The organism is Micromonospora sp. NPDC005174, from assembly GCF_040608495.1.
Classification (GTDB): Bacteria; Actinomycetota; Actinomycetes; order Mycobacteriales; family Micromonosporaceae; genus Micromonospora.
The window spans coordinates 338,269-353,719 of sequence record NZ_JBEXIJ010000003.1 but is presented as its reverse complement, the minus strand read 5'-3'; the positions used below and the strand labels follow the sequence as shown (position 1 = coordinate 353,719).

At 70.9% G+C, this 15,451-nt stretch carries 11 protein-coding genes and 1 pseudogene; 10 read left to right on the top strand and 2 right to left on the bottom strand.

All coding sequences use genetic code 11. The features are described 5' to 3' along the window. Positions 1-127: 127 nt before the first annotated feature. The 3 genes and pseudogenes from ABZU91_RS06210 (at position 128) to dapF (ending at position 2,641) form a co-directional block, all read left to right on the top strand. Positions 128-874, top strand: a complete 747-nt coding sequence (locus ABZU91_RS06210) for a hypothetical protein (RefSeq protein ID WP_355234666.1) — start codon at positions 128-130, stop codon at positions 872-874. Then, positions 874-1,776: pseudogene (gene miaA / locus ABZU91_RS06205) on the top strand (tRNA (adenosine(37)-N6)-dimethylallyltransferase MiaA); the annotation flags it as partial. The gene ABZU91_RS06210 and the pseudogene miaA, both read left to right, overlap by 1 nt. 7 nt (positions 1,777-1,783) lie before the next feature. Continuing rightward, the gene (dapF, locus tag ABZU91_RS06200) at positions 1,784-2,641 is read left to right on the top strand and encodes a diaminopimelate epimerase (RefSeq protein ID WP_355234663.1); all 858 of its coding nucleotides are present in this window, start codon (positions 1,784-1,786) and stop codon (positions 2,639-2,641) included. 373 nt (positions 2,642-3,014) lie between these two features. Here dapF and ABZU91_RS06195 read toward each other — a convergent pair whose 3' ends face one another. Next, positions 3,015-4,481 (bottom strand): NAD-dependent malic enzyme, encoded by a 1,467-nt coding sequence (locus ABZU91_RS06195; RefSeq protein WP_355234660.1) that lies wholly within the window; start codon positions 4,479-4,481, stop codon positions 3,015-3,017. A gap of 183 nt (positions 4,482-4,664) precedes the next feature. Between ABZU91_RS06195 and hflX the strand changes: the two genes are divergently transcribed. Together hflX and ABZU91_RS06185 are read left to right on the top strand one after the other, a co-directional pair. Continuing rightward, on the top strand, positions 4,665-6,119 hold the full coding sequence (gene hflX / locus ABZU91_RS06190; RefSeq protein ID WP_355234657.1) for a GTPase HflX: 1,455 nt from the start codon (positions 4,665-4,667) through the stop codon (positions 6,117-6,119). 50 nt (positions 6,120-6,169) lie between these two features. Beyond that, positions 6,170-7,984, top strand: a complete 1,815-nt coding sequence (locus ABZU91_RS06185) for a hypothetical protein (protein ID WP_355234655.1) — start codon at positions 6,170-6,172, stop codon at positions 7,982-7,984. 118 nt (positions 7,985-8,102) lie between these two features. On the opposite strand, the gene lexA is transcribed toward ABZU91_RS06185, so the two are convergent. Beyond that, positions 8,103-8,888 carry a transcriptional repressor LexA gene (lexA, locus tag ABZU91_RS06180; protein ID WP_355234652.1) on the bottom strand — a complete coding sequence of 262 codons (786 nt, stop codon included), beginning with the start codon at positions 8,886-8,888 and terminating at the stop codon, positions 8,103-8,105. 519 nt (positions 8,889-9,407) lie between these two features. Here lexA and nrdR point away from each other — a divergent pair. From nrdR to pyrE, 5 genes are all read left to right on the top strand, one after another. After that, on the top strand, positions 9,408-9,908 hold the full coding sequence (gene nrdR, locus ABZU91_RS06175; RefSeq protein ID WP_355234649.1) for a transcriptional regulator NrdR: 501 nt from the start codon (positions 9,408-9,410) through the stop codon (positions 9,906-9,908). Positions 9,909-9,942: 34 nt separating this feature from the next. Further along, the gene (locus ABZU91_RS06170) at positions 9,943-12,849 is read left to right on the top strand and encodes a vitamin B12-dependent ribonucleotide reductase (RefSeq protein WP_355234646.1); all 2,907 of its coding nucleotides are present in this window, start codon (positions 9,943-9,945) and stop codon (positions 12,847-12,849) included. 297 nt (positions 12,850-13,146) lie between these two features. Continuing rightward, entirely contained in the window at positions 13,147-13,716 is a 570-nt protein-coding gene (locus ABZU91_RS06165; protein ID WP_355234643.1) for a sigma-70 family RNA polymerase sigma factor, read from the top strand. An 18-nt stretch (positions 13,717-13,734) separates the two neighbouring features. Next, on the top strand, positions 13,735-14,700 hold the full coding sequence (locus ABZU91_RS06160; RefSeq protein ID WP_355234640.1) for a CU044_5270 family protein: 966 nt from the start codon (positions 13,735-13,737) through the stop codon (positions 14,698-14,700). A gap of 68 nt (positions 14,701-14,768) precedes the next feature. After that, positions 14,769-15,293 (top strand): orotate phosphoribosyltransferase, encoded by a 525-nt coding sequence (gene pyrE / locus ABZU91_RS06155; RefSeq protein ID WP_355234637.1) that lies wholly within the window; start codon positions 14,769-14,771, stop codon positions 15,291-15,293. Positions 15,294-15,451: the final 158 nt, after the last annotated feature.

Sequence of the window (15,451 nt, the reverse complement as noted above, 5' to 3'; positions counted from 1 at the left end):
GCATTGTCACAGGTCCGACCCGGTCCGCGTCGAGCGCCTATCGCCGACCGTGACCATACGGTGTCCTAGGGCCTGATTGACCGGATCGCCGCGGAGACGCACCGGGGATTCCCGCTACGGTGAACGGGTGCCACTGGTCGCCGCCGCCGTCTGCCCACATCCGCCCCTGCTCGTGCCCGAAGTGGCCGGTGCCGCCGCCAGGGAACTGGACGACCTGCGGGCCGCCTGTGACCTCGCCGTTCGCCGGCTGTTGGCCACGGCTCCGGACGCGGTGGTGCTGCTCGGCGTCGGCCCGGTGACCGGTCCGATCCAGTCCCCGGCGACCGGCTCTCTCCAGCCCTGGGGTGTGGACCTGGACGTGCCCCTGGTTCCCGGTCAACCGGACCGGGGCGCCGTGCTGCCGCTGAGTCTGACCATCGGCGCGTGGCTGCTGTCCCGGCACGCCCCGCTCGCACCCCTGACCGACGATCGGGCCACGCCCGCAGCGGTGACCGCCATGCAGGTGACCGCCGACGCCGGGCCGGCCGAGGTGGCCGCGCTCGCCGCGGAGGTCGCCACCGCCGGTGACCGGGTGGCGCTGCTGGTGCTCGGCGACGGATCGGCCTGCCGGGGCCAGCAGGCGCCCGGGTACGACGACCAGCGCGCTCTCCCGTACGACATGGGGGTTGCCGCGGCCCTCGCCGAGGCGGACGTGGACGCCCTGCGCGACCTGGACCCGGGTGTGTCGGCGCAGTTGAAGGTCGCCGGCCGGGCGGCGTGGCAGGTGCTGGCCGACGCGGCCCGCGCCGGCGCCGGCGGGTGGCGCGGCGAGTTGCTGCACGAGTCGGCGCCCTACGGGGTGGCCTACTTCGTGGCGTCCTGGGAGCGGATGTGACGGTTGTCGCGGTGGTGGGGCCGACAGCGGCGGGCAAGTCGGCGTTGAGCATCGCGCTGGCGCACGCCCTCGACGGGGAGGTGGTCAACGCCGACTCGATGCAGCTCTACCGGGGCATGGACGTCGGCACCGCCAAGCTGACCATCGCCGAGCGGGACGGGGTGCCGCACCACCTGCTCGACATCTGGGAGGTCAGCGAGCCGGCGAGCGTGGCCGAGTACCAGCGGCTGGCCCGCGCGGCGGTGGACGACATCCTGTCCCGGGGGCGGGTGCCGCTGCTGGTGGGTGGCTCCGGGCTGTACGTGCGGGCGGTGCTGGAACGGTTCGAGTTTCCCGGCACCGACGCGGCGCTGCGCGAGCGGCTGGAACGCGAGTTGGCCGAGACCGGGCCCGCGCCGCTGTACGCGCGGCTGCGCGCCGTCGATCCGGTGGCCGCCGAGGGCATCCTGCCGGGCAACGGGCGGCGGATCGTCCGTGCGCTGGAGGTGATCGAGCTGACGGGTGCGCCGTTCACCGCGTCGTTGCCGCAGCCGACCCCGTACTACCCGTCGGTGCAGCTCGGCGTCGACCTCGACACGGGGCTGCTGGATGAGCGGATCGCGCTGCGGGTGGACCGGATGTGGGCCGACGGCCTGGTCGACGAGACCCGTGAGCTGGTGGGTCGGGGTCTGGCCGAGGGGCGGACGGCGAGTCGCGCGCTCGGCTACCAGCAGGTGCTGCGCATGCTCGACGGCGAGCTGCCCGAGGAACAGGCACACGACGAGACAATCCGGGCCACCCGGCGTTTCGTCCGACGGCAGCGGTCCTGGTTCCGGCGCGACTCGCGCATCCAGTGGCTCGACTCGGCCGCGCCGGACCTGATCGAGGCCGCCCTGCACCTGGTGCCGGCTGCTGCGCGATGATGGGGTCGTGGAGTTCACCAAGGGGCACGGCACCGGCAACGACTTCGTCCTCCTGCCCGACCCGGACGGTCAGCTCGACCTGACCCCCGAGCTGGTCGCGGCGCTCTGCGACCGGCGTCGCGGCATCGGCGCGGACGGCGTCCTGCGGGTGGTCCGCGCGGCCAAGCACCCCGACGGCGCCGGCCAGGCCGGCGAGGCCGAGTGGTTCATGGACTACTGGAACGCGGACGGCTCGTTCGCCGAGATGTGCGGCAACGGCGCGCGCGTCTTCGTGCGCTACCTGCTCGACACCGGGCTCGCCACGCCCGCCGGCGCGGCGTTGCCGGTGGCCACCCGCGCCGGCGTCGTGCGCGCGCTGGTCGAGGGCGGCGCGGTGTCCGTCGAGATGCGCAGACCCCGGCTGTACGACGAGTCGAGCGCCACCCTGGGCGGTCTGACCCTGTCCGGCACGGTCGTGGACGTGGGCAACCCACACCTGGTGTGCGTCCTGCCGAACGGCGTGGAGTTGCCCGCGCTGGATCTGACCGTCGCGCCCGGGTTCGATCCGACGGTCTTCCCGGCCGGCGTGAACGTCGAGTTCATCGCCGCGGGCGATCCGGTCGACGACACCGACGGGCACAGCCTCATGCGGGTGTACGAGCGCGGTAGCGCCGAGACCCTGTCCTGCGGCACCGGCGCCTGCGCGGTGGCCGCCGTGGCCCTGCGCGACGCAGGCCGGGACGCCGGTGTGGTGGCGGTGGACCTCCCCGGCGGCCGCCTGACAGTGACGGTCACCGAGGACTCGTGCTGGCTCTCCGGCCCCGCCGTCCTGGTGGCCACCGGCGAGGTCGACCTCCTCGCCCTGTCCGCTGCGGCTCAGCGCTGAGGCTGCTCGCCCCGGTCACGGCCCGCTGCTGAGGCTGCTCGCCCCGGTCACGGCCCGCTGCTGAGGCTGCCCCCCTTCGGCTGAGGCTGTCTGCCGAGGGCGCCCGCTCATTGGCTGACGCCGGTCGTCGTGGGTCCTTTGCTCTGCTTCACTCCACGCAACACCTCGGTGTCCGGTTATCGGACGCCGAGGTGTTGCGTAGGTTGAAGCAGAGCAAAGGAAGCGAACCGACCCCCCGCTCGGGGTCGCCTCCCGACTTCCCCACCCTCTCGTCGCCGGCAGGTGCCCAGCAACCGGCAAGGCGCTCAGCAACCCGGCAACGCGGCGGGCGCCCGGCACCGCGGTGGGCACCCGGCGAGGCGCCGGCCACCGGTCAGGGGGTGGCGCTGGCGTTCGCTGCGATTTCCGGGAGGTCGGCCGGGCCGGGGTCGGCGGCCGGGAGGGGGCTGGGGTTGTGCGCGGCCGCACGGACGGCGGCGGCGACCGCCGGGGCCACCCGCGAGTCGAAGACACTCGGCACGATCACCGTCGGGTTGATCTTGTCTTCACCGACGACGTCGGCGATGGCCCGGGCGGCGGCGAGCGCCATCTCCTCGGTGAACTCCTCGGCGTGCGCGTCCAGCATTCCACGGAACACGCCCGGGAAGGCGAGCACGTTGTTGATCTGGTTCGGCTGGTCGGAGCGGCCGGTGGCGACCACCGCGGCGTGCTTGCGCGCCTCCCGCGGGTCGACCTCCGGGTCCGGGTTGGCGAGCGCGAACACGATCGAGTCCTTCGCCATGCCGGCGATGTCGTCACCGCTGAGCAGGTTCGGCGCGCTGACCCCGATGAACACGTCGGCGCCCCGGATCGCCCCGGGCAGGTCACCCGAGTAGTTCTCCTTGTTGGTGTTCTCCGCCAGCCACTGCCACGCCGGGTTGAGGTCGGCCAGGCCGCGGTGCAGGGCGCCCTGGCGGTCGTACGCGATGATGTCGCCGACGCCCTGACGCAGCAGCAGCTTCATGATCGCGGTGCCCGCCGCGCCGGCGCCGGAGACGACCACCCGCACGTCCGTGAGCTGCTTGCCCACGACGCGCAGCGCGTTGGTCAGCGCGGCCAGCACGCAGATCGCGGTGCCGTGCTGGTCGTCGTGGAAGACCGGGATGTCCAGCGCCTCGCGCAGCCGGGCCTCGATCTCGAAGCAGCGCGGCGCGGCGATGTCCTCCAGGTTGATCCCGCCGTACGCGGGCGCGATCGCCTTGACGATCTGCACGATCTCGTCGGTGTCCTGGGTGTCCAGCACCACCGGCCAGGCGTCCACCCCGCCGAAGCGCTTGAACAGCGCCGCCTTGCCCTCCATCACCGGCAGCGACGCGGCCGGGCCCAGGTTGCCCAGGCCGAGGACCGCCGAGCCGTCGCTGACCACCGCGACGGTGTTGCGCTTGATGGTCAGCCGCCGGGCGTCCGCCGGGTTCTCGGCAATCGCCATGCAGACCCGGGCGACCCCCGGGGTGTACGCGCGGGACAGCTCGTCGCGGTTGCGGAGCGCGACCTTCGAGGTCACCTCGATCTTGCCGCCGAGGTGCAGGAGGAACGTCCGGTCCGACACCTTGCGCACGTCCACGCCGTCGAGCGCGGTCAGCGCCTCGACCACCTGGTCGGCGTGGTTCGCGTCGGCGGTGTCACAGGTGAGGTCGACGATCACGTGGGTCGGGTCCGAGTCCACGACGTCCAGCGCCGTGACGATCGCCCCGGCCTCACCGACGGACGTGGTGAGCCGGCCGATCGAGGAGGCGTCCGCGGTCACGGCGATCCGGATGGTGATCGAAAATCCGGCGCTCGGCAGTCGGGTGATGGCCACGGGATCCCTCCGTCACGGCTGTGCGACCGGTCGGCCGCCGCCCGCATTTCTACCGGGTTGTCGCAGCCGACCAGCATTCGCCCCCACTTTTGGCGACCCCCGGCGTGGGCATATAGCAGGTGCGTTCGGCGTTGTGTCATGTCAGGATTACGTTCTACTTATCAAAACGGACAGGAGAACCGCTTGCGAGACCAGGAGAACTTCGTCCCCGTCGAGGACGAGTTCGACGATGTCACCACCGGCGATCTGGACCTGTCGGAGCGGCAGTCTCTCCGACGCGTCCCAGGCCTCTCCACCGAGCTCACCGACGTCACCGAGGTCGAGTACCGCCAGCTGCGGCTGGAGCGGGTCGTCCTGGTGGGCGTCTGGACCGAGGGCACGGTGACGGACGCGGAAAATTCCCTGACCGAGCTGGCCGCGCTCGCCGAGACCGCCGGCTCTCAGGTGCTCGAAGGATTGATCCAGCGTCGTACGCGACCCGACCCGGCCACGTACATCGGTTCCGGCAAGGTCGACGACCTCGGCGCGGTGGTGCTCTCCACCGGTGCCGACACGGTCATCTGCGACGGCGAGTTGTCCCCGTCGCAGCTGCGCAACCTCGAGCAGCGCACCAAGGTCAAGGTCGTCGACCGTACGGCGCTGATCCTCGACATCTTCGCCCAGCACGCCAAGAGCAAGGAAGGTAAGGCGCAGGTCGAGCTGGCGCAGCTCGAATACCTGCTGCCGCGGCTGCGCGGTTGGGGTGAGACGTTGTCCCGCCAGACCGGTGGTTCCGGTCGCGGCGGCGGCGCCGGCGGCGGTGTGGGTGTCCGTGGTCCCGGTGAGACCAAGCTGGAGACCGACCGGCGGCGCATCCGCCACCGCATCTCCCGGCTCCGCCGTGAGATCAAGAGCATGCGCACGGTACGCGTCACCAAGCGTGCTCGTCGTACCCGCAACTCCGTGCCCGCCGTGGCCATCGCCGGCTACACCAACGCCGGCAAGTCCAGCCTGCTCAACCGTCTGACCGGTGCGGGCGTGCTGGTGGAGAACGCGCTCTTCGCCACGCTGGACCCGACCACCCGCAAGGCCACCGCCTCGGACGGGCGGCTCTACACCCTCTCCGACACGGTCGGCTTCGTGCGGCACCTGCCGCACCAGATCGTCGAGGCGTTCCGCTCGACGCTGGAGGAGGTCGCGGAGGCCGATCTGGTGGTGCACGTCGTCGACGGCACCCACCCGGATCCCGAGGAGCAGGTGCGGGCGGTGCACGAGGTGCTCGCCGAGGTCGGTGCCGACCGGCTCCCCGAGCTGCTGGTGGTCAACAAGACCGACGCCGCCGACGAGGACACGCTGCTGCGGCTCAAGCGCCTCTGGCCGGACGCGATCTTCGTTTCGGCGTACTCCGGTCGGGGCGTCGACGGGTTGCGCGCGGCGATCGAGGAGCGGCTGCCGCAGCCCGCGGTGGAGGTCCGGGCCGTCCTGCCGTACGACCGTGGTGATCTCGTGTCCCGGGTGCACCGGTCGGGCGAGGTGCTCAGCACGTCGCACCTGCCGGAGGGCACCCTGCTGCACGTGCGGGTCAGCGCGGCACTCGCTGCCGAGCTGGCGCCGTACGACGTTGCCCGGGAAGGCCAGGCGGTCGGCAGCCGCTCCTGAGCGGCCCCGGCGTCATCCATCGGAAACGCGCGGCATGCGACACTGGCCGAATGCGCCGCGTTGTTTCCTCGGTCACGGTTGCCCTCGGCCTGCTCGGGGCAACCGTGGCGCTGGCCGGAGTCGCCGTAGCCGCTCCCGCTCCCGGATCATCACAGCCGCCCGCAGCCACCCCCGGCAAGAAGCGCTGCTCGGTCACCGACGACCGTCTACGGGAGCTGTCCGGCCTGGTGGCGACCAAGACCGGTTACATCGTCGTCAACGACGGCACCGACGTCGAGGGACGTAAGCGGGTCTTCTTCCTCGACAGCAAGTGCAAGGTCGTCAAGGAGCCGGTCCGCTACTCGGGTCAGGGACCGTTCGACACCGAGGATCTCGCCGTGTCTCCGAAGGGTGACACCCTCTGGATCGGTGACATCGGCGACAACACCACCAGCAAGCAGCGGCGTACCCGGATCGCGGTCTGGACGATGCCGATCAACGGCAGCAAGCAGCCGGTGCTGCACCGGCTCTCGTACCCGGATAACAAGCCGCGCGACGCGGAGGCGTTGCTGGTGGGGGCCGACGGCCTGCCACTGATCATCACGAAGGTGGCGAGCGGTAACTCGGAGATCTTCACCGCGGCAGCGAAGCTGAAGAGCGGCGACACTCCGCCGGTGCCGATGAAGAAGGTCGGCGAGATCAAGCTGCCGAAGACCAGCACCGAGAATCCGTTGAGCGTCTACGGGCGGGCCGCGATCACCGGTGCCGCCCGATCGCCGGACGGCACCCGCGTCGTGATCCGGACGTACGCGGACGCCTTCGAGTACGACGTCACCGGCGACGACATCGCCGGAGCGCTCACCACCGGCAAGCCGCGGGTGACGCCCCTGGCCGACCCGTTCGGCGAGGCCATCTCCTACACGCCGGACGGCAAGACCTTCGTCACGGTCTCCGACGGCGGTCAACTCACCGCCGACGAGACGATCGACGTCCTGAGTTACACGCCGTCCACGAGCGCGGCGGCACCGCTCGCCGCGGCGGCGGGCACGAAGCCGGCGGCCGGGAAGTCCTGGATGGACGGGCTCAGCTTCGACGACATCACCTATCTGGTGGGCGCGGTCGGCGTACTCGGTCTGCTGCTCGTCGGCGCTGGCATCGTCGGCATCGTTCGGGCCCGCCGTCGCCCGCCCACGGCCGACGATGCGGCGGACGACCCGGACGACCGCAGCGGCACTCCCGGTGTCGACGGTGTTCCGCCGGGCGGTGGCCGTTCGAACGCGGGGGTGTACGGCGGCGCGGCGGCGGGTGGCGGGGTCTACGGGGGTGGGTCCGGTCGGGGCGGTCCCGCCCCTGCCGGCGGCGCCGTCTACGGCGGCGGTGGCGCGCGTCCAGCCGGCGCGGGTGGCGGGAGTGGCCGTCCTGCCGGCGGTGGAGGTGCACGTCCGGCTGGCGCGGGAGGCGGCGGTTACGGTGCGGCTCGGCCCGGCGGGGGCGGTGGCGGTGGCGCTCCGGCCGGAGGCGGCGTGTACGGCGCCGGCGGTAGCGGTGGTGGCCGTGCCGGTGGCGGTAGCGGTGGTGGTGGCCGTGCCGGTGGTAGTGGTAGTGGCGGTGGCCGTGCGGGTGGTGGCGGTGGCCGCGCCGGCGGTGCCGGTGGTGCCGGTGGTGGCGGTGGCCGCGCCGGGGGCACCGGTGGTCGGCCGGGCGGCGGTGTGTACGGCGGTGGTGGCCAGCCCAGCGGGGGTCGGGCGGAGCCGCCGCGGCGTGGTGGGCCGGAGCCGGACTACCGGGGCCAGCGGCCCAGCCGCCGGCGTGAGGACGACGCGCCCGTCGACCCGTACGGCAAGTATCCCGGTGGCGGTCGTGGCCATCGGGGCGACCGCTACTGACGCGCTCAGCGCCATCCGGCCTGATCGCGACGGTCCCGCCGAGCCTGTCCGGTCAGCGGGCCGAACGGTCGGGCGATGCGGGTGAGCGCCGTCGGCGCCCACCCGCGCGGTCAGCCGCTCAGATCCGTCGGAGCACCGCCACGACCCGGCCCATGATGGTGGCGTCGTCGCCGGGGATCGGGTCGAAGGCCGGGTTCTGCGGCATCAGCCACACGTGCCCGTCGCGCCGACGGTAGGTCTTGACTGTCGCCTCGCCGTCGAGCATGGCGGCCACGATCTCGCCCGAGTCGGCGGTCGGCTGCTGCCGGACGACGACCCAGTCGCCGTCGCAGATCGCCGCGTCGAGCATCGAGTCGCCCTTGACCTGGAGCATGAACACCTCGCCCTCGCCCACCAGCTCGCGGGGGAGGGGGAAGATGTCCTCCACCGCCTGCTCGGCGAGGATCGGCCCACCGGCGGCGATCCGGCCGAGCATCGGCACGTACGCCGGTGTGGGTCGCTGGGCGCGGGACAGCTCGTCGTCGATGGCCTCGCTCGGGGCGCGGACGTCCACGGCGCGGGGACGGTTGGGGTCGCGGCGCAGGAAGCCCTTCTTCTCCAGCTCCTTGAGCTGGTAGGCGACGCTCGACGGTGACACCAGGCCGACCGCCTCGCCGATCTCCCGGACGCTCGGCGGGTAGCCGTGGCGCTCGACCCAGGTGCGGATGAACTCCAGGATGCGACGCTGGCGGGCGGTCAGGTCGACCGTCGCCGGGTCGGGGAAGGCGCTGACCACCGGCGTGACCGGACGCACGGCGGGCTGACCCGTCCGGCTGCGCGCGGTGGTGCGGCGTCGGGTGGCCGGCGGGCCCGCCTCGGTGATCTGCTGCGGGCTCTTCGGCCGGCTGGCCCGGTCCTCGGTCACGTCCGTCCTCCCTGGTCGGCGCTGGGTGCCTCGTCGGCTCGTGGTGCGTGCGGTTGTTCCTGACCGTATAGGTGAGATCGGTCATTTTCAAACATCTGTACGACCTCTCACCGGCGTGTCGGGGTGAAAAACCGCTCCGCCCGTACAGATGTTCTGATAAATGGTACGTCGGGTAGCACGCGTGTTCGATTGTCGGACGTTTCCCGTCTTCCTCGGGCTGTGCGGCCGGTAACTCGCGCGGGGTGTCCGCGTTGGTTCCGCGGGGGGCGGATGAAGCCGATGGTCCGTGACGCGCCGGACACGCCGGTCAACTTGACCCGGGTTCGTTGGCGACATACGGTCGACCCCTACATGTAGTAGTGACACGGGCGTAAGTTGCCCACAGGTTGGGTCCGACTACCGACCGCACTCCCGTAAGGTCGATCACGGCGGACGCCATGAGTGCAGGGCACCGTCGTGGTTCTCCGTGCTCGGGAGCATCCGGTGTGACGCGATTGATCATGAATTGGGGGTTAGCAAATGCGGTGTCCGTACTGCCGACACGCCGACTCCCGCGTGGTCGACTCGCGGGAGGCCGACGATGGCCAGCTCATCCGACGGCGGCGCTCGTGCCCGGAGTGCGGCAAACGGTTCACCACCGTCGAGGAGGCGGTCCTCGCGGTCGTCAAGCGCAGCGGGGTGACCGAGCCGTTCAGCCGTACGAAGATCATCGGCGGGGTGCGCAAGGCGTGCCAGGGCCGGCCGGTGGACGACGACTCCCTGGCGCTGCTCGCGCAGCGGGTGGAGGAGACCGTCCGGGCCAAGGGGGCCGCCGAGATCCCCAGTCACGAGGTGGGCCTGGCGATCCTGGGTCCGCTACGCGACCTGGACGAGATCGCCTACCTGCGGTTCGCCAGCGTCTACCGCTCCTTCGACTCGCTCGCCGACTTCGAGCGCGAGATCGAGACATTGCGGGCCGCGGCGCGAGCCCGGGAGCAGGACCGGGCCGATGCGGTCGAGGCCGCCGGCCGTACCAGCTGAGACTTCACTGTTTTCCGAGAGATCAGGACGCGCGGTGGGTGACCGCGCAGACGAGGGGGGCGACGGCGTGACAACCAGCCGTTCACGGAACAAGGCAGGCGCGGGGCTGAAGACCGAGCGCGTATGGACGACGGAGGGGGTCCACCCGTACGACGAGGTCTCGTGGGAGCGCCGGGACGTCGTGATGACGAACTGGCGGGACGGCTCGATCAACTTCGAGCAGCGGGGCGTGGAGTTCCCGGAGTCGTGGAGCGTCAACGCGGCGAACATCGTCACCACCAAGTACTTCCGGGGCGCGGTGGGGACCCCGGAGCGGGAGTGGTCGCTCAAGCAGCTCATCGACCGGGTCGTCACGACCTACCGCACCGCCGGTGAGGAGTACGGCTACTTCGCCAGCCCGGCCGACGCCGAGGTCTTCGCGCACGAGCTGACCTGGATGCTGCTGCACCAGGTGTTCAGCTTCAACTCGCCGGTGTGGTTCAACGTCGGTACGCCGTCGCCGCAGCAGGTCAGCGCCTGCTTCATCCTCTCCGTCGACGACTCCATGGACTCCATCCTCGACTGGTACAAGGAGGAGGGGCGGATCTTCCAGGGCGGCTCGGGGGCCGGCGTCAACCTCTCCCGGATCCGTTCCTCGAAGGAGCTGCTCTCCTCCGGCGGCACCGCCTCCGGCCCGGTCAGCTTCATGCGCGGCGCGGACGCCTCGGCCGGCACCATCAAGTCCGGTGGCGCCACCCGGCGTGCGGCCAAGATGGTCATCCTCGACGTCGACCACCCCGACATCGAGGAGTTCGTGGCGACCAAGGCGCGCGAGGAGGACAAGATCCGCGCGCTGCGGGACGCCGGATTCGACATGGACCTCGGCGGCTCCGACATCGTCAGCGTGCAGTACCAGAACGCCAACAACTCGGTCCGCGTCTCGGATGAGTTCATGTCGGCGGTGGAGAACGGCAAGGACTTCGACCTGCGCGGCCGGCTGGACGGCTCGGTGATCGACACCGTCGACGCCAAGAACCTGTTCCGGACGATCTCGCAGGCCGCCTGGGAGTGCGCCGACCCCGGCCTGCAGTACGACGACACGATCAACGACTGGCACACCTGCCCGGAGACCGGCCGGATCACCGCGTCGAACCCTTGCTCGGAGTACCTGCACCTGGACAACTCCTCGTGCAACCTGGCCTCGCTGAACCTCCTGAAGTTCCTCCGCGCCGACGGCGGCTTCGAGGTGGAGAAGTTCGTCAAGTCCGTCGAGTTCGTCATCACCGCGATGGACATCTCGATCTGCTTCGCCGACTTCCCGACCGAGAAGATCGGTGAGACCACCCGCGCCTACCGGCAGCTCGGCATCGGCTACGCCAACCTGGGCGCCCTGCTGATGGCCACCGGCCTGCCGTACGACTCGGAGCAGGGCCGTTCGGTCGCCGCGTCGATCACGTCCCTGATGACCGGCACCGCGTACCGCCGTTCCGCCGAGCTGGCCGGTGTCGTCGGCCCGTACGACGGTTACGCCCGCAACGCCGAGCCGCACAAGCGGGTCATGCGCAAGCACGCCGCCGCCAACGACGAGATCAAGCCGACCAGCCCGGTGGCCACCGCGATCGTCCGCGAGGCGACCAGGCAGTGGACCCAGGGCAACAAGATCGGTGACAAGTTCGGTTGGCGTAACGCGCAGGCCAGCGTCCTCGCCCCGACCGGCACGATCGGCTTCATGATGGACTGCGACACGACCGGCGTGGAGCCGGACCTGGCGCTGGTCAAGTTCAAGAAGCTGGTCGGCGGCGGCTCGATGCAGATCGTCAACCAGACGGTGCCGCGCGCGCTGCGCAGCCTCGGCTACCCCGAGGAGCAGGTCGAGGCGATCATCGAGCACATCGCCGACCACGGCCACGTGGTGGACGCCCCCGGCCTCAAGCCGGAGCACTACCCGGTCTTCGACTGCGCCATGGGCGAGCGGACGATCGCCCCGATGGGCCACGTGCGGATGATGGCGGCCATCCAGCCGTTCGTCTCCGGCGCCATCTCCAAGACGGTCAACATGCCGGAGGCGGCCACCGTCGAGGACGTCGAGAAGATCTACTTCGAGGGCTGGAAGCTCGGCCTCAAGGCCCTGGCGATCTACCGGGACAACTGCAAGGTCGGCCAGCCGCTCTCGGTCGCCAAGTCCAACAAGGCCACCGGGCCGGCCGCCGTCGAGACCCCCGCCGCCGCGCCGGCTGCGGTCGAGAAGGTCATCGAGTACCGGCCGGTGCGCAAGCGCCTGCCGAAGAAGCGCACCTCCGAGACAGTCAGCTTCTCCGTCGGTGGCGCCGAGGGCTACCTCACCGCGTCGTCCTACCCGGACGACGGCCTTGGCGAGGTCTTCCTCAAGATGTCCAAGCAGGGCTCGACCCTGGCCGGCGTGATGGACGCCTTCTCGGTCGCCATCAGCATCGGCCTGCAGTACGGCGTGCCGCTGGAGACGTTCGTCAGCAAGTTCACCAACATGCGCTTCGAGCCGGCCGGCATGACCGACGACCCGGACGTGCGGATGGCGGCCTCGGTGATGGACTACATCTTCCGTCGCCTGGCGCTGGACTTCCTGCCGTACGAGCGCCGCGCCGAGCTGGGCATCTTCACCGCCGGCGAGCGGGCCGCCCAGCTGCGGGCCGAGGCCGACGCGGAGGCTGCCGCCGTCACCGGTGCGGACCTCACCGCGATGGCGTCCTCCGCACCGGTCGAGGCCCCGGCCAAGACCGAGGCCGTCGCCCAGCCGGCCCAGGAGATGACCGACGTGGCCGCCGCCAAGCCGGCACCGAGCGTGGGTTCCAGCACCGAGCTGCTGGAGGCCGTGATCGGCAAGGCCGCCGACGCGCCGCTCTGCTTCACCTGCGGCACGAAGATGCGCCCGGCCGGTAGCTGCTACGTCTGCGAGGGCTGCGGCTCCACCAGCGGCTGTAGCTGACGTACACGCAACGCTAGCGAGCGCGGCAGGGACACCTGCCGCGCTCGCGGCGTTCCGCCTGCTGATCGACTCGGTTTCCTTGAAACCGGGGTATCAACCCCTTCGGGATGCCCCGACATCATGAGACGCGAGTCGATCTTCGCGACGTACCGCCTGAGCCCCACAGTCGTCCAGGGCCGGCCTTCCTGCAGCAGGCGTGCGGTTAAGCGCCGGATAGTGGTCTTCATCGCCCCCGGTTGGTAACACCCGTGCTGCGCCGAACGAAGAAGAGGTGTGAACGCGCGAGAGAGGACGGCCGTGAATGAGACCAGCGGAGCCGGTGACGACATCTCCGGCATCGGAGTCGACCCGGTGGCGTTCGAGGTCTTCTACCGGCGGCACCTGGAGGCGGTGGGCCGGTTCGTGGCGCGGCGGGTCGACGATCCACATCTCGCCGCCGACCTGACTGCCGACGTGTTCCTGGCGGTGATCGAGTCGGCGGCCGGCTACCGGCCGGACCGGGGTAGCCAGATCGGCTGGCTGTACGGGGTGGCCCGTCACGTCATCGGCGACGAGCGGCGACGGGCGGCCCAACGCCTGCGGGTGACCGGCCGCCTGGCCGGACGGCGCGACCTCGGCCCCGACGACATCGCGCGCATCGAGGAGCGCATCGACGCCGAGTCGGCGGCCCGCCGTACCCACCGGGCGCTCAGCGAGCTACCCGAGGGCACCCGGACGCTCGTCGAACTCGTCGCCGTGGACGGCCTCACCGTCGCGGAGGCGGCGACCGTGCTCGGAATGTCCTCGGTCGCCGCCCGGGTCCGCCTGCACCGGGCTCGCCGCCTGGTCCGCGCCGTGCTCGCCCGCCCGGTCACCACCCTCACCTGAGCTGAGACGGAGCTGACGATGAACACGACTGAACGGTCGCCGCAGGGTTTCGAGGAGCAGCTTCTCAGGGACCTGAGCGCACACGTCGTCCAACGGGCCGAGCTGGCGTCGACGGGCCGTCCGGCCGGACGGCGTACCCGGTTCCTGCGTGGTTGGCGTCTCGCCGGAGCGGTCGGGATGGCGGTGACGCTGACCACCGGTGCGCTGGTGGTCCAAACCATGAGGTTCGGCGACCAGTCGCCACCCAGGGCCAGCGCGTCGGAGATCTTCCACCTGGCCGCCGACGCCGCCCGGCAGCAACCGGAGCTCACCGCCCGCCCCGACCAGTACGTCTTCACGGAGGCCCTGGCGACGGTCCGCGACCTGCCGGACAGCGGTCCGTACCGGACGATACGGAACCAGCTGTGGCAGTCGGCCGGTGGAGTCGCGTACACGCAGGCACGCTATCGACCGGAGACCGACCCGAACGGGTGGGGCGAGCTCATGGTCCTCCGCGAGGACGATCCCGCCGACCCGGAGAAGAAGCTCGACGCGTTTCCGCCGCCGGCCTACCACGGCGACCTGCCCACCGATCCGGACGAGCTGCTTCCCTACCTTCGGGAACATCCAGTCGACCTGCAACTACCCGAAGGGGCCGACGAGAAGGCCGTCTACGGGGGCGAGAGCATGCCGTACACCACCGCGCGGTCGATGCTCCACGGCTACGTGCCGCCCCGAGCGCTCGCGGCGCTCTTCGAACTGCTGGCGCGGCAACCGGGAGCGGTCGTCATCTCGGGGGACGTGGTCGACGCAGCAGGTCGGCATGGGGTGGCGATCCGGATGCCCGGCGTGATCGGAGGCAACCAGGATTTCCTCTTCGACCGGGACACCCATGTCTTCCTCGGCACCCGAGAGTCGGTGGTGCGTAACGGCAAGGAGTCGATGTTCGGCGCTATTGCGGTATTGCGTATCGCCGTCGTCGACCGCCCGGGCCAGCTGCCCTGAGCCGTGCGGCCCGGCCGCGTGTCACGACTGGGTGATGCCGGGACAGCGCCGTTTGCCACGCTGGCGGCATGACTTCTCCCCTTGCGCACCGCGTCTACGAAACGTGCCACCTGACCGGATCGTTCCGCCTGCGCTCCGGTCAGACGAGCGACGAGTACTTCGACAAGTACCTGTTCGAGGCCGACCCGGGCCTGTTGCGTGAGGTGGCGGAGGCGATGGTCGCCCTGCTGCCCGAGTGCGACGTTCTGGCGGGGATGGAGATGGGCGGCATTCCGATCGCGACCGTGATGTCGCAGCTGACCGGGCTGCCGACAGCCTTCGTGCGGAAGCAGGCGAAGGAGTACGGCACCGGCAAGGCGGCCGAGGGCAGCCCCGTCGGTGGCCTGCGGGTCGTGGTGATCGAGGACGTGGTCACCACCGGCGGCGCGTTGCTGGCGTCGTGCAGGCAGCTACGGGCCGGCGGCGCGAAGGTCGACTCGGTGGTGTGTGCCATCGACCGGGAGCAGGGCGGACGGGAGAATCTGGCGGCCGAAGGGCTCCGGTTACACGCCGCCCTCACCCGTCGCGACCTGGAATCCTCCCTGCCGGGCTGAGCGTCTTGCAAGTGCTTCCGAAACAAGACGCCCGCAAGATCACTTGATGCTGACCAGTCACGGGAGCTCGTGGGCAACTGGCCAGCATCAAGTGATCACGGCAGAGGCCAAGGTGAGGGCAGGGTGCTGTGAGTGGTTCCCTCGGTCGGGGGACGAGA